An 18784-nucleotide genomic window follows, 5' to 3' on the forward strand; every position below is an offset into this window, starting at 1 on the left:
GATGCATAAAAAGCATTATAAAAAGGAAATCACATGAGTAATAAAAGTAAGCATATTCATCAAGCCGCTGCACTGATGCGAAGCCAGCATACAGGGCTTTTGTCGACGCATAGTGTGTCTATGCAGGGCTATCCTTTTGGCTCGGTTATGCCATTCTTAATGACGGAAGAAGGCAACTTAGTTGTTTATGCGTCCGATATTGCGCAACACTCTCGTAATATGCAAGAACACAACAAAGTGAGTTTATGTGTTTATGATGGCAAGCAAAGTGATAGTCAAGCAAGCGCTCGGGTCACCGTTTTAGGTACAGCCCAAGCGGATGCTGTTGACGCTCAGTTGCAAGAGCAGTACATGGCGGTGTTTCCGCAAGCGAAATCATATGTACAAGCGCATGATTTTAGGTTTTACTTAATTAGTACCGTTCGCCTTCGTTATATTGGCGGGTTTGGTGAAATTTTTTGGTTTAGCCTAGACGATTGGCAAAGTCATATGTTTAACTTAGCTGCAAGTGCGCAGGGTGCCATAGAGCATATGCACGAAGATCATAGCGATGCTTTAGCGTTAATTGTTGCTCATCAGTTGCAGCGGCCCGTAATACAAGGTCAAGTAACGATGCTTTCATGCTATCAACATGGCTTTCATTATTCGTGCACAACAGATCCAGCCACTGACAAAGACGCTACACACATTGGATTTATTTGTTTTAAGCAGCCGATTACCAAGGATCACGGCTTACGCCAGGCAATGGTTGTGTTGACTCAAGAAGCGAAAAAAAACGCCGAGTGCAGCAACGGTAAAACCGAAACTATGAGCAGTACAATTTAACATTCGTAAACAACTGACCGTTATGAGGGAATTAGCATGCACAAATATCCACAGAATCGACAGAACTTACTAAGTCCTAAACGCTCACTAGATATTATTGAAACCCGTATCCGTGGTGGTATAGAGCATAATAATCCACCATTAGTTAATATTTATCTTTTACAAATTGCAGACTTAGCAGCAGCAAAAACAGCCTCAAGCGCTAGATTTGTTATCGCAAGCAGGGCGTTTCAACTTCTTTACGACACTATTGCGGATGAGTCGGTTGAAGTGCATTGGCGCGTGCTATGTCTCGATAAAATTAATTTACCCCTGCAGTTGATGAAAAAAAGCTGCCACGGCACTCGGCTTCAGCAGCAGTATCGTCATCTACAATACAAATTAACATTGCTCTACATCAAAAGTTACTTTCTACTGAATAACCCTGACTAACGCTAACCCGCTTTACCTGCGGGACCTGAAAATAGGCTATCAAAATCACCCAAATCTCTTTTTTAACATTAGTTGCAGAATATCTTTTTCTCGGGTTAACCGACTTAGCTGCGAATTGTCAGCGGCCGTAAGCTGCGGTTTATCATTTAGTTCTTTTATTAGATCTATAAAGCTCTGCAAACTTAAGCCGGCTACCTGCGCCACAATGGGATCATTATCTTTACACGGAATATCGCATTTGGCTGTAGGGGTGGTGATTGCAAATGTATTGTCGAATGCCTTGAGTAAGCCAGTAATCATAATTGTTCCTTATTGTCGTTAAATGAACTGTAAAGTCTTTGTAGTAGAGATTGATTCGACTGATTAGTGCTTGAACTGTTGAGCTGACACTGACTGTTTTGTCAGATGGTATTGTGGTGTAGTTGTCTAAATCTTAGTAAGGCAATCTTGGCTCTGCACTTACCCCATCTTAATGCCTCTTCTTGCGCGTCAGATTGCTCGTTGAGCAATAACGCATTAATAATATTGTGCGCTTTAGCTAACTCGTTTTCACTTAAGTTATGTTCGTCTTGTTGGGCATATAATTCAGCTAAATTATGAAAACTAGCGAGCAGTGCAGCAACAGCTGCTCTTCCTGAATTGACCATATTGATAAGTGTAATCGCTTCGCAAATCGCGATTTCATAATGTTCAATAGAACGCGTAATTTGTTTTTTGTCGAAATATAAATTACCCGCTAAGGTATGACGCTTCCAAGGGGTAAAACGCGGATCTTGATTAATATTTTTATCCTGTTCCATGTAATCTCTCCAATAACTGTATAGCAAAAATGAGCTACCAACATAGTAACGTAAAACCACATAAATGCAAATGATAATCATTTGTATTTATGTGGTTTTACCATAGTCTATTATTGTGGTTATTTATTGAATTACGGGCACTGTGAAAATAACGTAAATTATTTTGCCTGTACGCACGCGCCTACATATAAAAATAGAGACTGTCACTGCAGAGCCCGCAAGTGTCAGTCAAAGGTTTGGTTTAGAGATTTTTTCCAGCGCCGATAGATATCAACTTAAGTCAGATTTAGGTGGATGTGTAGCAGTAATATTATGATACTCGATTGGCAGAACTTGACGTTCTGCCGTCTCATCTGCCTACTCAATTATTGTGAATTTCCCCTTCATCATTGCAAAATGACCCACAAAGGAACAGAAAAAAGTATAGTCGCCTCCTACGTTCAGATCACTAAGATTGAATGAAACACTGTCACTTTCGCCTCCGCCAATAATTTTTGTACTAGCAATTACTCTGGGGTCACCTGATTTTAAATATTGATTTTCAAGTCCAGCACTCCAGCCATCTTGTGCTGTTGCTTGCGCATTTTCGGTAGTAGAAAGCACCCAGTTATGGCCCATCGCATTGCGAGGAAATGAGCCGGTGTGCGTTAAATTAATCGTAACCGTCTTGCAGGCCGTTGCAGACACTTCAAGTGCTGTAGGAACAAAATTCATATTGTCACCTACTTTAACTTCAATGTTGCAGGAGTCTGCATATACGTTTGAGGGAATGAGTATTAGCAGCAAACAACTACAGTATAAAAATTTCATTAGTCTAACCCTTATTAAAAAAACGACTATGACATTAAAATCACCCAAATACAAATAGTAACAATTATCATTACGGTTAATTTAGTAACCTAGTCATACTTAGACTTTAAAAAATCGACCCAATATTAAGATGGTTTTAAAATATAATATAAGAATATTTTGAGCGGGAAATATGAATTTTTTATTATGTTTGTAATTGATGGCATAACCGTCATATTTCTGATTAGAAAGAGTAGTAACGTTAAGAATTGAGTTTCAATTTTCGCCGAGTCAATATTGATGAATAAACCGTTGCACCAAGATCAGCTATCTTTTGTTACGCCTTACATTAAGAAAAGTGCTACTAAGTCATTTCACACACAAGCAAGCAAAAATCAACTTTCCGATAGTCAATCGATTGATACCTTATTCCGTGACCATTGGCTTGATGTGTGTCGTTTGCTACATAAAAGTTATGGCTCGGGTCCTCCAGAGCCTGAAGATGTGGCTCAAGAAGCCTTTAGTCAATTTGCCCAAATGAAAAACATAACAGAGGTTAAAAATCCCAAAGCATACATAATAAAAATAGCCATAAATATCACCCTAAAGTCCATCGGCAAACTGTGTAAAGTTCGAGAATTTATTATAGAACAAGTAGACCTCGAAGATGTTCAATTAAACGAGATATGCCCCGAAACCATCTTACAAGGCGAGCAACGTGTTACCGCCATGCAAAAAGCAATTGACAAACTTAGCAGCAAACAACGTGATGTTTTGATGTACGTCCGAATTAAAGGACAAACTTACGCGCAAATATCTGCTCAAACAGGATGGAGTATTGCTGATATATGCCGTCAACTGAATGAAGCAATGGCGATTTTAGAAAGCATCGACCAACAAGTCCAAGGCACCAGCGTCAGCGCTGAAGACTCGGTCAACGAACCTGACTTTTCACTCCCTGATAACAACACAAATGAGTGGAAATTATGACCCACAAAACGAATGAATTTATGATCGATGAAGCTAGTAAAAATAAAAAGAGTCAAGACGCTCAAGACACTCCTCAGGCTCAGGCAAGAAAATGGCTAACTGAGTTATATGCCGGCAACAGCGACGCTAAAAAGCGCGAAAAATTTATTTTATGGCTCAATAGCAATGAGGCGAATGGTCATGCATTTAGGCATAGCCTGCAGGTTTGGAAAACGATCGGCATGACGGACTCTGCGGTGGACTGGTTAGAACAACATGTGGATCGAGATCCGGTCATTGTGCTCCCTCCCAAGCCTAAACCCAAATTCAAACACCGCCTAGCAAAATCGCCAATGTGGTTAAGCAGTATCGCGGCTAGTATTATTTTAATAGTCCTCATCGCTGTATATCACAGCCCAAGGACCCTTGAAATAACGCCTCCGGCAATCGCGTTTAATTCACCCATTGGCCAAAATCGTAGTATTACCTTGAGTGACGGCTCGGATGTAATACTAGCAGGAAATTCAAGTATTTTAGTTGATATAAGTAAAGATACTCGGCGCATTATCCTGCAAAAAGGTGGTGCCTATTTTGACGTTAGTCATGACCCTAGTCGCCTATTTTCAGTTACCGCGGAACATTTGCAAGTGCGTGTGCGCGGCACCGCGTTTGCAGTGAAGCATAGCGCAGACGATGCAATCAAAGTGTCGGTGCAACGAGGTTTAGTTGAGGTAGTAGATTTACCTGAACAGGGCACAACAGATGAACAGATGTTGCAGTTGCGTGCCAACGAACAAGTGCGTGCGGCCTTTAACGGAACGTTTATCACGAAGGTCACTCAATTTAACAATGAAACAGAGTTCTCTTGGCTCAGTGGCCGCCTCATTTACGATGACATCCCCTTAAAGACCGTAGTCATTGATATAAACCGTTACGCCAAAAAACCGGTTGTAATATTAGATGAGAGCATTAATGACTTAGCGGTTACTGCTTCTTTTACCTTTTACCAAATAGATCAAGCACTCGATGGATTGGCTGCAGCCTATCCGATTATCTTGATCGAAGAGAACGAGCGCAAGGTGCTGGCTAAAAAGTGAGCCCTAATGTTGATGGGAATAACTTCACCGAATAGAAAAGGGCTGTTGTGTGAAGGTTTTGTGAAACCGTCACACACACTGAAAAAATTGACGCCAATATGACTCTTATAACGAACCCACATTAATCTATTGGAATATACATCGTGAAAAAATTGAGTCGTTCAATCAAATTAGCCCTATTTGCAGGGGTATTTACCTGCCTTACGCCGCTACATGTTTTCGCACAGCAAGCCGAGGTTAATATTGCTATTCAACCGCTTGGGCAAGCTTTGAATGAACTTTCTGAGCAAACGGGTATTGTGATCATTGCTCCTAGCCGCCTTGTTGAAGGTAAAATAGCCGTAGCTACTACCGGTAAATTGTCGGCTATTGAAGCGGTGGAGCAATTAATTGAAGGCAGCGGATTGAAAGCGCACAAACAGCCTAGTGGCGCCATTATTATTAAAAAAGCTGATGTTATTTCGTCAAGCATTAAACGAGCATCAGATTATCAAGCGCCTATGGATGAGGTTCTTGTGACTGGATTAAAGCGAGAAAGCAGCTTGCAAGATACGCCTGTCGCAATATCTGTCTTAGGCGGCGATGAATTAAAGGCCCTCGGAGTCAGCGATTTCACAGACTTAATTGGTAGCTTATCGGGCGTTTCAATTAACTCGGCCTTTGGTGGCCCTGAAAATAGTTTTATTACTATTCGTGGTATTGGTGGTGCGGATGACTACAAACCCAATGGTAATCCTTCGGTGGCGCTGCATGTAGATGGTGTTTACCAGACCTCTAATGCTTACTTGAGCATGCCGCTTTTTGATTTAGAGCGTATCGAGGTACTCAAAGGCCCTCAGGGTACCCTATATGGCCGCAACACAACTGCCGGCACAATTAATGCCATTACACGTGGCCCCGGTGACAGTTTAAACGGCTATGCAGATATTGAATATGGGTCTTACGATTTTGTTTCTGGCAGCGCTGCGGTTGGCGGTCCTGTCTCAGATAGCCTCGGTATTCGCGTTGCAGTATTGATAAAGCAAGGTGGCGGCTTTATGGATGGTGCCGGAGCAGGTAGTTTTGCCGGATTTGTACCCGAAGGTGGCGAAGGTATCGTGCCAGCTGTAGCCGACCCAGGTAAACGCGGTGGTTTTGGTGACGCAAACTTATTTGCTTTTCGTGGCACTGGCGTTTACGACTTTACTGATGTGACGTCACTGACATTACGTTATTTCGTCAGCCAAGATAGGGGGGACACCCGCCAATATGATCGCGTGGCTTTTGCAGATGACAAGCCCTCACGTAACGCAGGTGAGAACAGCGACCCTTATGAATTTTATGCGAGTGAATATTACTCCCATGAAATTGATGTAAGTGGATTTTCAGGCGATTTTAGCCATCAGGTAAATCTCAACTTGAACTTAGATATTCTGTTCGCATTACAAAATAGTGAGCGCAATGTTAGCGGTAATGGCGACGGTACTTCATTCCCACGTTTTCAATACAACTTTGACGATAAGCTTGATCAAACCTCATTAGAAATTCGCTTAAGTGATTCAACGGGTGGAGAGTTTGACTGGATTGCGGGGGCGTTTTTTATTAACGACTCAGTAGATTTTACTAGCAACTGGACGAGCTATGCCGTGTTGTCTCAATACAGTTCGCCTTATAACCAACGCCGAACCAGTGTTGCCACCTTCGGTAACCTTGATTGGAATATCTCAAACGATTTGGTCGTCACGGGTGGCCTGCGTTACACCAAAGATAGCGCTAAGTTTCGTGGTCAAAACATCGATTCCGATCCGTGGGGATTATCTGTATTTGAAACAACCTTTAATACCAAGGCAAATTTTTCGTGGGATCGTGAATTTGATGACAGTAATTTATCAGGAAAGTTAGCTCTTCAATATTTTGTGAACGATAACTTCAACGTATTTACGTCGGTGAGCAATGCTTATCGTGGCGGTGGTTTTGACGGTACTTCGATCTTTTCAGAAGAAGAAACATTTCCGTTTGAATCAGAACAAGTGCTTGCTTATGAAGCCGGCGCACGTTTTGTCACCGACCGTCTTAACCTAACGTTTGACGTCTTTTCTTATGATTTTGAAGAGCTTCAGGCCACGGCTAGGCTATCAAATGACACTAACGGGAGAACCAACGTGGGGGAGGCAACAGTGCGCGGAGCTGAGGCATCTATCGCACTGACCTTATATGAAACAAGCGGTCATAAAGTGACTTTTAATACAGCGGGCACCTATTTGGATACTGAAATCACCGAATTCTCTTCAAATCGGGTAAATGACGTTATCAATACGATTGGCGACCCACTGCCGGGCTCACCAGAGTGGAGCCAAACCGCGGCGATAAACTATCAAGCATCACTAAAAAACAACATCATGGTAAATGCGCGTATTAATTACAGTTATCACGGTGAGGAATCGAATCGCCTCAACGCTGGTGAAGGCAACACCGCACCATCTTACGAATTACTGGGTGTAAGAGTAGATTTAACCTTGGCTAACGGCTTAAACCTATACGCCTATGGACGCAATATTACCGACGAAGTTTACTTCCTTGAACTGAACGGCGGCTCGCGTTTAGTGGGCGCACCTGCAACTTACGGAGCTGGTGTTAGTTATGCGTTCTAAGCAATAATATTTACTTATACAGGAATAAAAAAGTGGGCTGAATAAACTTATGCAAAACGTCATAGGTATGCTTTGACGTTTTGCTATTAAGCCTTTTATTAAACCTTTTATTAAGCCTTTTATTAAACCTTTTAGGAATACTCATGAAGCTAATCTGGACCACCTTATTTTGTTTTACGCTGATACTATGGACTGTGCCCACTCATGCTCAGTCAACCCAGGAAAAAATCAGTAAAGCTAAATCACCCTACATAGCTGCTTCTTCTTGGCCGGATCGTATAATAGTGACACCTACTGAAGACCCATCAACCAGCTTTTCGATTACTTGGCGCACTGACCAAACTATTGAAGTTGCGCAGGCACAAATTGTTAAAGCCAGTCCAGATGCACGTTTTGACATACAGGCTACCTCGCTGACGGCTACCACAGATGGCGTGTCGTTGAGTCATGGCGAAAGTCAACAAGGTAAATTTAGCTATCCTGTAAATGTCGATCTTGCTGGTGTCAATTACCACTGGGTAACCTTGACGGATTTACAGCCTGACACTCTATATAACTACCGCGTACGTGGCGGGCAGGGTAACTGGGCATCGTGGCGGCAAATAAAAACGGCGCCGCAACAGCGAGATCGCGACGTCGAATTTCTGTATTTTGGCGACGCACAAAGCGGTATTTATTCACATTGGCCAATGATATTGCGCAGAGCTTGGCAACACGCTCCTAAAGCCGAGTTTGCTATATACGCAGGAGACTTAGTTAACGAAGGGGCTAGTGATCGCCAGTGGTCAAATTGGCTCAACGCAGATCCTTTTATTTTAAGTATGATCCCAGCAGTACTGGTGGTGGGTAATCACGAATACGACTGGAAAATGCAGGCTAATAATCAAAAAGATTGGGCGCTTTCAACACTTTGGCAAGACCAGTTTACTCTGCCTCTTTCTCCCACGTTACCAGTTGAACTTCAAGAGACAGTATACGTGACTCGTTACCCCGACTTAGATGTTTTTGTGCTAAATTCTGGCGCATTAGGTGATGTAGCGTTGTTAGAGGCGCAAGCTCAGTGGCTGGACAAAAAACTGCAGAGCAGCTCAGCAAAATGGCGCATTGTGACCATGCATCATCCTGTGTTTTCTTCATGCGGTATGCCACTCAATACGGTAGGTCAGGACGAGCCTGATGTTCGCGCCGCTTTTTTACCTGTATTTTTAAAGCATAATGTCGACTTAGTGCTGCAGGGGCACGATCATACTTACTCTCGCGGCAGCATAGGAACGCCAGAAGACATAGGCAAAATAGCCAGTCCAATGGAGCCTAAAAAGGTTAAGTCAGTATTTTTAACCACAGTAGCCAGTCCTAAAACATATCCTCAAAAGCCTAATCGTTGGCAAGAGTACAGTCATTATGGTGCGGTTCTAGAGCGCATAGGCGAAAATACACCCACCTACCAAATCATTAAAAAAACAGATAATCAATTAAAGTATCAGTCATTTACCACAGATGGAAAATTATACGATGGCTTTATTTTAGAAAAAAATATGAAGGGCCAAAACACCTTAAGAATTGATGCTGACCTGCCTTTACAGCGGACTTTTGCCAACACCGGTCCCTACAGAAGTCATCATGATTTAGCGGAGTAAACAACTAAGATAACAAATAAAAAATAGCAAAATACATAACATTACACTAGTGTCTATATCTTTTTTGAATCTGCTCTTGCCAGCGCATGCTAAACAAAAGCAAGTTCTTCACTCGCTATGGGTTATATTCAGTTCCTTATCTAGCAGCTTATGGAGTTCCACACGCTTGATTTGCTGCTCAAGTATGACGACACGGGAATAAGTTAAATATCTGAGCATGTTATCGTAAAACTCATTCAGAAAACCTCTGTGCTTTGCCATCCTCTCAAAATTGCATTCCGTTTTATCCCATCCAAATCCCATTGAAATAAGCTCAGAGTGGCGCCTTGATAAGACAATTCTATCCTGCTGAATATCATCTCGTAACTGTTTATAAGCCTCAATCGAGCTGTCAAAATTGACAATGCTCGCCCTTAAAGCATCCTTGCTAATCAACATTATCCGGCCGGTCACCAGTAATTCTTTAATAACTGCTGGGCTCTCAATAGCATCTGCAAATATATGGGATCTAGCAATCGCGAAACAATGTTCTGGTGTCATAGCCAAGGTATCACTACTTTGACTAAAATAAAGACCAGCCTCTTCTAACAACTTTATTGCTTTATTTGAACGCTTAACAACCGTTTTATCTCGAATAATCATTAATGAAAGCTCATCATGTAGGTGAGTGATATATTGATTCTCAAAGCGTTTATTTTCATGAGCTGTTCTCCAATCATCAACCTGCAAACCAATGAAAATACCGACGACCACGACCATGACCTCAATCATGATCACAAGCCAGTCTTGTTTTATAATCGCTTTTGCTATGCGCTCTATTATCATTATTAACTGCCGTTTTGGTTAATGTAAGGTAAGGTAAGGTAATGTAAGGCGATAGGAATGCAATTTTGAAATATGTGACCGGCATCTCCTCTGCGCTTTTCATTGTTATGCCACTAGTATCAATTAAGAATGATATTGAGAGTAACTCTTTTGGTTTTTACTCAATACTTTAAAAATCACTTTAATGAAAACATAAACGACGACTATAAAACTAATGACCGCTAAATCAAACAAAATATAATATAAAAATGGGTCAATCGAATTGGGGTTTGCTGTTGTTTCATTCACCTTAAACATCCTTTATTGAAGGTTAATTCATTAACTGGTTTTTCTAAGACTGACATTAAGTGTTGTCTTCGAGCGTGATAATTTATCTCTGTTGTTGTGCACGTTTTGTGGGTAGAAAGTACTCAGCAAGCGAACTTATTTTAGTAATGAGCTCACCGTATTCGTTCTCATTAAGCATTTCAAAAATAAGCGGTGTCAGTCTTTTTATAACGCGAAAGCAATGTTGTCGCCAATGCGTAGAGAGTAAATGATCACACATAGCTTCTTCAAGAGTCGAAATCACTCTAAAATAAACACGCCTAGTGTCAGCTCCTGTTTGACATTGTTGTGCTCTTTGTAATCCTAAATTCACATAACAATCGATAATATCTACGTTCTGACCGCAATTTTGCGCTCGAACAGCTCTTTCATAACAATCAAGTTGGTATTGGTACATAAAGCAGTAACCTATTAATCTAAATAGTAATCATTCGTATTTATATTAGTGTGCAATGTAGCATACGTCAAGCTTATTTTAGAAGCCGGACTGAGCTTAAAAATGTACAAACAGCTGAAGTTGTTTATACTCCTGTTAAGCTAGATATTTCAGCTTGTTTTACAATAATTCAAGCCCGCAGAAATACATAAAAGGAATATGGATTGAGGCGTTTAAGTAAACAGGAAATCTCGACATTACCATTATTTGAAGGACTGCCAACAGAAGCAACTTATGTAGTAAGCGATATACACAAGGCAAAATTGGCAATCGAGCATATTTCAGAATACGCGGTACTTGGATTTGATACGGAATCAAAGCCATGCTTTTCTAAAGGCGAAATATCCACTGGCCCGCACCTTATTCAGATAAGTACACTTGAAAAAGTATTTTTATTTCCAGCTGAAGTCACAGAAGCTGTGAATTTATTACTGCCGATATTAGAAAATGTGCATATAAAGAAAGTCGGATTTGGATTAAAGGCAGATAGCGTTTTATTATCTCGGAAATTTGGTATAGACATAGCCGGCACTATTGATCTGGCCAATTCAATACAACGCAGATTAAAATTAGAAAATACTATCGGCGCGCGCAACAGTGTCGCAATGATCCTTCGTAAAAAGCTGTCCAAGATAGTTCAAATGTCTAATTGGTCGGCAAGGCCGCTAAATCCGAAACAAATCCAATATGCCAGTAATGACGCTTATAGTGCGTTAGTCACGTACATGCGGTTTATGGATTTAAGATCCGATGATATCAGGACGCGAATATTGAAGCGTGACTCTTTGGCGTTTGATACATAGTTTAACATTTGTATGTCATTATAAGCTAAGCTTTACTTAGCATATTTTGTCTTCTAAGCGGTACTCAATTAATTGCTTGTTGGCCCTTACCGAAGGGCCTGTTCAGCGGCCTTGAAAAAACATCTCGCAGTAATGTGTCACATGCTTATGGTATGCGGAAATTACTCGATAAAGGCAAGACTTGAATGGATAGCGATACCTTCAAAAAAACCTCATCTCCCCAGTAAGCAGCAACAATTCAATCTTTACTCCCGAAAAGATGACCCTTTTTTATCCAGCATACCTTTTAACTGCTCAAAGTGAGCGTAAGACTGGCCTCGAAACTCATCCCAACTTGCTGCCGTTTGCAGGGCTAGCTCATGCGATAGAACATTAAGAGCTTGGCCTGTTGAATAAGCTAACACCATCGTTTTGCATGCTTTTTCTAGATAATACAGATCCTCAAAAGCCTCGGCGATCGTCTCCCCAACAACGGTAATGCCGTGGTTGCCCATCATCAAGGCTTTTTTGCCGGACAGAGAATCCGTTATGCGCATGCCTTCTTCATCACTAGAGGCTATACCAGCGAAGTTTTTATCATAGGCGATCCGCTCATAGAAACGCGCGGTATTGTTGTCGATCGGCAATATACGCGAGTCTTTCAAGGTTGAAAGTACGGTCGCATAAGTGCAATGCGCGTGCAAGATAACACGGGCTTGCGGCAATGACCTATGCACGCTGCGATGAATACTCCAAGCCGAAGCATCAGGGGCTTGGTTCGTCTGCATAATGGTGTCGTTTTCACTATCAAGCAACTGCAGACTGCTGGCTGTAACATTTGCAAAGTGCATCCAACGACGGTTCATTAGAAATTGCTTACCGTCGGGAGAGACCGCTGCGCTGAGATGGTTGGCAACCGACTCATGCATATCCATTTCATAAATCAGCCGGAAAACTGCGGCCAAATCGATCCGTAATTCTTGTTCTGTTTGCATTTTACTTATCCTTAGTGGGCTTGTATTGATTACATCTCTAAGGATGGCTGAAGCGGGGCAGTCACTTTTGCTTTTGAGTATCGAGCACGTAAAACACGGTAGACACTGCGAAGGTCGCCACGGTCAACATAACAACCGCGCAGGTGCCTTGCGCCGCTGCCCTTTTCAAAGGACTCTCGGCCGTGGGCAATACGGTGGTTATCGAACACGATACATTCTCCAGCATTAAGGCGGAAGGTCATTAGATACTGTGAGTACTGCAGCATCTGTCCAAACTTACGAAAAGCTGGATAAAAAGTATCCATCTCACGCTGAGAGAAATCAAACACATCAGCTAGGTGCTGACTGAAATTAATCCCGCTGACCTCTCCATTATTTGGGTCTAGCTCGATTATTCGCTGCTTGGTACGCACATCCTGATAGTCAGTCGTGTAGCGATAAGGCACCTCGTATTCAGTGAGTATTTTGAAGTACTTCGGATGCTGCTGTTTTAATGCATTAGCGACGGCAGTGGCATCGACAAACAAACTGTTGCCACCTTGTGCATCATTCACCCTGCAGTGTAAGAATTGAATACCTGGAGCAAGCTCTTCTGCAGGTAAATCAGTGTGCAACTCAAGCGCCTTACTAGTGTAAGCAAGGTTTTCAGGATTGGCTTTGGATTTGACATCAAAGGTGTAACCAGAAAAAGATGGACGCACTGTTCCAAACAGTTCGCATAAAGTCTTCAGCCCTTCGTCAGAATTTGGCATATGCTGAATTAAGGCGACTCCTTCATCCAACATTGCTTCCGCCCAATCGGCGACACTGGCTGGGTTAAGCATGACATCATCGTAGTTAAAACGCGCCATGTCCGAATAGTGATCACCATACCAAGTCTTACGGACGCGAACGGCCAAATCACCATGATTCTCGCCCTTGTGCCAACGCTCAAGCCAATGTAGGTCGTAACGGCTTTCAAATCCATCGCTCCAAATAATATCCAATGACTCGTTATCCAACCAGGCGCTGGTGGCGTGCAGATCATCAGATTCATCAAGAATGTCAAAGGTACGTTCCTGCGTGCTGCTATCCCATGAGGTGACGCAATTATCGCGTAACCAAAAGTAATTGAAATACACCATCTCTCCGTTCATAGGTAGTTGTATACCCGTTTTCAATAGTACAATATCAGACATTCAGAGGTTCTTATTGGTGTTTATTTCAAAACAAAGATTGTATCATTTTCGCTATAGTAATGTCGGAGCGGATATGGATTAATTATGATGAGAGGCCTTTAATACACTACCGTTATTTTTTGCGAATAGTTGCGAATAGTTGTGAATTGAGTCGGTATTCATGTTTGTTATTAAAGTCGAAGAAAAACGAGCACTCCTTATCCGTTATGCTATTGCCCAATAAATGCACTTGTTGCTAAATCCATCATATTATTTCTGCGTAGTGTTGCCAATGGCGTTGTTATTTTAAGCTATAATCGCCGTCGTTAAATATCAAATAATTAGAGAATAAATGTCTGAAAAGAAAGTTAAATTTGAGTTCGAAAAGCAAAATAAAAATAGTGTTCGGTATAAAGAGGTACCGGATGACGGAATGCCACCGGTGATTGGTAGCATTTATGTGCAAAAGTGGTTTGCTGGTGAAAGTAAGAAAATAGAATTGGTAATTACGAAGAAAGACTAAATTCACAGCCAGTCTCTTGTGCATATCAATCCCGTTCTTTTGTGGTGCAAATTCGACTCAATTTGGTGATTTTTTTGATTAGTGTCAGCACATATACAACAGTATTATTTTGCTAAATCGTGTCATTCTTAGCGTTCTATTAGCGCTTTGCAATAAAGTTTTACTTAGGTATTAAATTTGCATGTCGGAAAGTTCCTGACTATAGCAAGCTGAAATAATATGCAGACCTTTATTGAAAAAATGCCCAAAGCTGAATTACATGTCCACCTTGAAGGAACATTGGAACCTGAATTGAGTTTTGCACTAGCGGCGAAAAATGGAGTTGAATTAGCCTATAAAACCCCTGAGGCCTTAATAGCAGCATACGATTTCCATGATCTCCCATCATTTTTGTCCATCTATTATGCAGCTATGCATGTACTAGTCGATGAGGATGATTTCTATCAACTTACCTACCAATACTTAACTAAAGCGAGCAGTCAAAATACATTATATGCTGAGTTATTCTTCGATCCTCAAGCACATACTAGCCGCGGAGTGAGTTTTGATACAGTCATCACTGGCATTCGCAAAGCTCAGATAGATGCAGAAGAAAAACTAGGTATCAAGAGTCAGTTGATTTTATGTTTTTTACGTGACATGAGCGCTGAATCTGCTATGGGGCATTTAATGCTGGCGATCCCCTATCTTAAATGGCTAGTGGGTGTTGGCCTAGATTCAGATGAACGAAACAATCCTCCCATCAAGTTTGCTGAAGTGTTTGCTAAAGCTAAACAGCTTGGGTTAAAGCTTACTATGCACTGCGATGTTAACCAGTCAAATACCTTAACCCATATTGAACAATGTATTAATGATATTGAAGTAGATCGTATTGACCACGGTGTTAATTCCTTAGAAAGTGATATGTTATGTAAGCTTATTAAAGACAAGAAATTAGGTCTAACCGTATGCCCGGTATCGAATCAATTTGTAGTGCAGTCGTTAACGTCAGATGAAATCCACAGCATGCTTAAAAAAGACATGTTAGTGACGATTAATTCTGACGATCCAGCATATTTTAGAGCTTACTTAAATGAGAATTTGGTTGCCTTGCAACAAGAAGGTAAGTTTACTCAAGATCAAATGGTCACCTTAGTTGGAAATTCGTTCACAGCTGCATGGCTAGATGAACAAACTAAACAGCGTTACTTGCAAAAATTAAAAGATTATACGCTTGGGTTGACTGCAAACTTCTCGAGTTAAGTTTAATCTATTATTACCGCGCTTTATCCTGAGTGAGGGTACTTTAAATTACGCGATATGTATGAAACATAAAACTAAATAAGGTGATGTTATATATGAAAGTAGTCCATCTTCTGAGCGCACTTTTTATCATGGTCTTTGTTACGCCAAGTTTGGCAAATACAAACGCACGCGAGACCGTGATAGAAATGAAAGTCTTTATTGGTGCGATGTTTGAAATTGGTGAAAACGCGGGTGACAAGGCTGGCGAATTTCAGTTTTGGTATTCACGCTACTTCAGTGATAGTGAACCAATCTTTGTGAAAGGTGCGGCAAATCCTGTTTACTGCAACAAAGACGGCGTATGTGGTTCTGTGTTGGGTATGGGTAAAGTAGGTTCCTCATCCTCAGTTCAAGCAATTATTTTGAGCCAACAGTTTGATGTATCGCATACCTATTTCATTATCAGCGGAGTCGCTGGGACGCCGCCATCAAAAGGTACAATAGGCGATGTAAGTTGGGGTAGCTGGTTGATAGACTATGATCTTGGTCATCGCTGGAGTCCAGAAGAAGGTCAATTAGGCGCACCAGCTTTTACACCCCGTACGGGTTATGAATCTATTCGGCGCTATCAACTCAACCCAAGCTTACTTGAGTGGACATTAGATCTGAGTAGGGAGGTAAGCCTAAAAGATTCAGCTAGTGCACAGCGCTATCGACAACGCTATCCCAATAAGGAGGCACGCAGGGATCCAAAAGTGAACTACGGTACGCATATGACCGGCGATACATTTTTTCATGGGCCAGGTTTATCTAACGAAGCTCAGTATATTGCGCAATTATATGAGGCTGATGATTATGTCATTACTGAAATGGAAGCAACGGCTATTGCTCAAGTGTTAGACCGAACCGTAGGCACAAAGCGCTTGATGAGCTTGCGCGGCGCAGTAAACTTTGACCAAGGCCACCCAAAAGAAAGCACCTTAGATCATTTAGACCCAGCGCCAGGAGAAACTGCAGGCGGTTTCGAGGAGACGGTCGAAAACATTATGTTAGTGGGCAGCAAAGTGACTGATCATATTGTTAAAAACTGGCAGATCTGGCAGCACGGCATACCTGAATTATAATTTCAATAAATGATACTAGATCATCGTATTGTTACCAAAACAACTTGCATCATAAAGGTTCAAAAAGACTTTTTTTTGGTGCAAAACCGTGATTTTACTGATGTTTCGCACCAAAAAATAGCGTCCATAAATATTTTTAAACTAAGCTTTGACATTGTGTTTTTGTGCATATAGTTTAATCATATATATAAATAAACAGCATACTAACAGCATGAAAAAAATCACATTACATTATACATTAGCTATTATTATGAGCGTAATTTTTAACTTTCAAGTGAGTGCAGACACCAACGATAATGTCAGTGAGTACACTCAAAAGTACCCGTATGTTTTTCATTTAGTGCAAAAAGAGTCGTGGGAAAAAGCGGTGGCAGAAAACACCACATATTACCCGCCAACTTACACTCAAGATGAGTTTACTCATGCCACTGCAAACCCGGATTTTTTGTTAATTATCGGTAATCACTTTTATAAGCAGGTATCAGGTGACTGGCTATGTTTAAGAATGTCAGTGGATACACTCCAAGCGACGGGTGTAAAAACTATATTCGAAGGGACTGCGCCGGTCGGTGACAAGCAGCCAAATTTCCCCGGCACTGACAGCGAACTTTTTCCACATATATTGGGTGGTATTAATCCAAAAGCAGTATTGCAGGCCCATACAGTTTCAAGAGCTTCTGACGGTACATTTTTAGCCGTGTCTGAAATTATTCAAGGGGAATAAGGTGAAGCATAAAGCACGCTATTTATTTTTCTAAATTGAGTCTTATTCCATTTTATGCTGAAGCGCTTTACAAAGATAAGGAGATTGATACTTTGTTTTTACTTAAAGTAACCTTCAGTGACGATGACGCTAATCTCAGATGGATCGGTGATAATCCCGATTACTATGTGGGATTGGATCTATCCATGGTAGAAGAAAAAATCCAATTTACACTAGATGAAAATAATCAATGGGTATTGCCAGAATAAAGCTAATCAGTATAAAAATCGTTACTAGAGCCTGGCGCCTGCCCGCAAGCAGATTTCACGTTTACTATGCGGTTGTGCTAGTCATTTTCTTTAATTGCATAGCTACTAATGCTTGGTCGAAAGCGGGAGGAGGCTTCGACATAATTGCCTTAGGTACTGAGGGCGGCCTTAGAAGCGGCAATTTATCTGCATATCTGATTGGTCCGCACGGTCAGTCTTTGAGCGTTGCATGCGATGCAGGTAACTTGATTGATGGAATTGAGGCAGCAGTAGATGCTGGTAATTTTTCAGCCACTATTAGGCCAAAAGATTATCCATTATCTTTGACTGGATATATCTTACGAGAACATATAAAGGGTTACTTGATCACGCATGGTCATTTAGACCATATAGCGGGGCTTATAATAGCCTCGCCGGATGACTCCGCTAAACCTATTTATGCCCTTGATCCCGTTTTGCAAACAATCAGCCAAAGCTATTTTAACTGGCAATCTTGGCCAAACTTTGCTGCTTCAGGCCTTAGTCCGCAATTGGGCAAATACACCTATGTTAGTTTGGCTGGATCGAGTCAACAGGAATTGCTGAATACGCCAATGTTGGTAACTGCACTGCCGCTGAACCACAATGGCATTGTTTCTACCGCATTTATTATCGAGTATAAGCAAGATATCGTAGTGTGTCTGGGTGATACGGGTGCTGATTCAATTCAGAAATCAGATAATCTCAAAAATGTCTGGCAGTTTATTAAGTCCAAAGTGAGAGAAGGGCGTCTCAAAGCGATTATTATCGAAAGTTCATTTACCAATGAAAAGCCAAACGATTCATTATTTGGTCATTTAACGCCCAAGTTAGTCAACCAAGAATTATTAGCCTTAGCAGCGATAGTCGGCGAGCCCAAATTGCTTAAAGATTTGCCTGTAATTATTAGCCATATCAAACCCTCACTAGCGCAAGGCCAACGGGTACAGGATATTATGTTGCAACAACTTGAATTAGGAAATACCTTAGACGTTGACTTTATTATTCCCAAACAAGGTGAGCGTTGGCACTTTTAGTCCGTTTGTGTCTTAGCAGATTAGGGCTAAGACATCTGCAAACAGTTGATTAGCGGCTAAATTCTAAAATAAGTCGTTTATCAATAGTAATAAACCACATACCTGATCTATTCAACAGTTTTTTATCAAGGTTGGTTAGTATTGTTGGCAGGCTTATAGCTGCTCACTTTAGTCACAAGCCTCGA

At 41.4% G+C, this 18784-nt stretch carries 20 protein-coding genes; 13 read left to right on the forward strand and 7 right to left on the reverse strand.

Features of this window, described 5'->3' with window-relative positions:
- Nucleotides 1–33 precede the first annotated feature (33 nt).
- Nucleotides 34–825: a HugZ family pyridoxamine 5'-phosphate oxidase gene (locus G399_RS0104125; protein WP_006009069.1), complete on the forward strand. Its 792-nt coding sequence runs from the start codon at nucleotides 34–36 to the stop codon at nucleotides 823–825.
- A 36-nt stretch (nucleotides 826–861) separates the two neighbouring features.
- A complete protein-coding gene (locus G399_RS0104130; protein ID WP_006009072.1) occupies nucleotides 862–1257 on the forward strand; it encodes a hypothetical protein in 396 nt (131 codons plus the stop codon).
- A gap of 45 nt (nucleotides 1258–1302) precedes the next feature.
- Here G399_RS0104130 and G399_RS20155 read toward each other — a convergent pair whose 3' ends face one another.
- The 3 genes from G399_RS20155 to azu form a co-directional block, all read right to left on the reverse strand.
- The gene (locus G399_RS20155) at nucleotides 1303–1557 is read right to left on the reverse strand and encodes a superoxide dismutase [Ni] (RefSeq protein WP_006009074.1); all 255 of its coding nucleotides are present in this window, start codon (nucleotides 1555–1557) and stop codon (nucleotides 1303–1305) included.
- Between the two features lie 101 nt (nucleotides 1558–1658).
- Nucleotides 1659–2057 (reverse strand): hypothetical protein, encoded by a 399-nt coding sequence (locus G399_RS20160; protein ID WP_006009075.1) that lies wholly within the window; start codon nucleotides 2055–2057, stop codon nucleotides 1659–1661.
- Between the two features lie 357 nt (nucleotides 2058–2414).
- Nucleotides 2415–2867 carry an azurin gene (azu, locus tag G399_RS0104145; protein WP_081585720.1) on the reverse strand — a complete coding sequence of 151 codons (453 nt, stop codon included), beginning with the start codon at nucleotides 2865–2867 and terminating at the stop codon, nucleotides 2415–2417.
- A 279-nt stretch (nucleotides 2868–3146) separates the two neighbouring features.
- Between azu and G399_RS0104150 the strand changes: the two genes are divergently transcribed.
- From G399_RS0104150 to G399_RS0104165, 4 genes are all read left to right on the forward strand, one after another.
- Complete coding sequence (locus G399_RS0104150) at nucleotides 3147–3836, forward strand: RNA polymerase sigma factor (protein ID WP_006009082.1); 690 nt, start codon at nucleotides 3147–3149, stop codon at nucleotides 3834–3836.
- The gene (locus tag G399_RS0104155) at nucleotides 3833–4912 is read left to right on the forward strand and encodes a FecR family protein (RefSeq protein ID WP_026843443.1); all 1080 of its coding nucleotides are present in this window, start codon (nucleotides 3833–3835) and stop codon (nucleotides 4910–4912) included. The genes G399_RS0104150 and G399_RS0104155 overlap by 4 nt, the downstream gene beginning before the upstream one ends.
- Nucleotides 4913–5055: 143 nt before the next feature.
- Nucleotides 5056–7542 carry a TonB-dependent receptor gene (locus G399_RS0104160; RefSeq protein ID WP_006009086.1) on the forward strand — a complete coding sequence of 829 codons (2487 nt, stop codon included), beginning with the start codon at nucleotides 5056–5058 and terminating at the stop codon, nucleotides 7540–7542.
- Nucleotides 7543–7685: 143 nt separating this feature from the next.
- Nucleotides 7686–9179: a purple acid phosphatase family protein gene (locus G399_RS0104165; RefSeq protein WP_006009088.1), complete on the forward strand. Its 1494-nt coding sequence runs from the start codon at nucleotides 7686–7688 to the stop codon at nucleotides 9177–9179.
- 108 nt (nucleotides 9180–9287) lie between these two features.
- Here G399_RS0104165 and G399_RS0104170 read toward each other — a convergent pair whose 3' ends face one another.
- Entirely contained in the window at nucleotides 9288–10004 is a 717-nt protein-coding gene (locus tag G399_RS0104170; protein WP_006009091.1) for a hypothetical protein, read from the reverse strand.
- A gap of 370 nt (nucleotides 10005–10374) precedes the next feature.
- Nucleotides 10375–10728: a hypothetical protein gene (locus tag G399_RS0104180; protein WP_006009095.1), complete on the reverse strand. Its 354-nt coding sequence runs from the start codon at nucleotides 10726–10728 to the stop codon at nucleotides 10375–10377.
- Nucleotides 10729–10931: 203 nt separating this feature from the next.
- Between G399_RS0104180 and G399_RS20165 the strand changes: the two genes are divergently transcribed.
- Complete coding sequence (locus G399_RS20165) at nucleotides 10932–11570, forward strand: 3'-5' exonuclease (protein WP_006009098.1); 639 nt, start codon at nucleotides 10932–10934, stop codon at nucleotides 11568–11570.
- A 245-nt stretch (nucleotides 11571–11815) separates the two neighbouring features.
- On the opposite strand, the gene G399_RS0104190 is transcribed toward G399_RS20165, so the two are convergent.
- Nucleotides 11816–12544 (reverse strand): class II aldolase/adducin family protein, encoded by a 729-nt coding sequence (locus G399_RS0104190; protein WP_006009100.1) that lies wholly within the window; start codon nucleotides 12542–12544, stop codon nucleotides 11816–11818.
- Between the two features lie 29 nt (nucleotides 12545–12573).
- Entirely contained in the window at nucleotides 12574–13722 is a 1149-nt protein-coding gene (locus G399_RS0104195; RefSeq protein WP_051288478.1) for a TauD/TfdA family dioxygenase, read from the reverse strand.
- A 331-nt stretch (nucleotides 13723–14053) separates the two neighbouring features.
- Between G399_RS0104195 and G399_RS22250 the strand changes: the two genes are divergently transcribed.
- The 6 genes from G399_RS22250 (at nucleotide 14054) to G399_RS0104230 (ending at nucleotide 18599) form a co-directional block, all read left to right on the forward strand.
- Nucleotides 14054–14224, forward strand: coding sequence for a hypothetical protein (locus G399_RS22250; protein WP_006009104.1), 171 nt, complete (start codon nucleotides 14054–14056; stop codon nucleotides 14222–14224).
- Between the two features lie 219 nt (nucleotides 14225–14443).
- Complete coding sequence (gene add / locus G399_RS0104205; RefSeq protein WP_006009106.1) at nucleotides 14444–15466, forward strand: adenosine deaminase; 1023 nt, start codon at nucleotides 14444–14446, stop codon at nucleotides 15464–15466.
- Nucleotides 15467–15561: 95 nt separating this feature from the next.
- Complete coding sequence (locus tag G399_RS0104210) at nucleotides 15562–16572, forward strand: purine-nucleoside phosphorylase (RefSeq protein ID WP_006009108.1); 1011 nt, start codon at nucleotides 15562–15564, stop codon at nucleotides 16570–16572.
- Nucleotides 16573–16822: 250 nt separating this feature from the next.
- On the forward strand, nucleotides 16823–17296 hold the full coding sequence (locus tag G399_RS0104220) for a DUF952 domain-containing protein (protein WP_226988914.1): 474 nt from the start codon (nucleotides 16823–16825) through the stop codon (nucleotides 17294–17296).
- A gap of 35 nt (nucleotides 17297–17331) precedes the next feature.
- Nucleotides 17332–17544 carry a hypothetical protein gene (locus tag G399_RS20170; protein WP_006009113.1) on the forward strand — a complete coding sequence of 71 codons (213 nt, stop codon included), beginning with the start codon at nucleotides 17332–17334 and terminating at the stop codon, nucleotides 17542–17544.
- Complete coding sequence (locus G399_RS0104230) at nucleotides 17526–18599, forward strand: MBL fold metallo-hydrolase (protein ID WP_006009115.1); 1074 nt, start codon at nucleotides 17526–17528, stop codon at nucleotides 18597–18599. The genes G399_RS20170 and G399_RS0104230 overlap by 19 nt, the downstream gene beginning before the upstream one ends.
- The last annotated feature ends 185 nt before the right edge of the window (nucleotides 18600–18784 follow it).

Source organism: Brumicola pallidula DSM 14239 = ACAM 615 (assembly GCF_000428905.1).
GTDB lineage: Bacteria > Pseudomonadota > Gammaproteobacteria > Enterobacterales > Alteromonadaceae > Glaciecola > Glaciecola pallidula.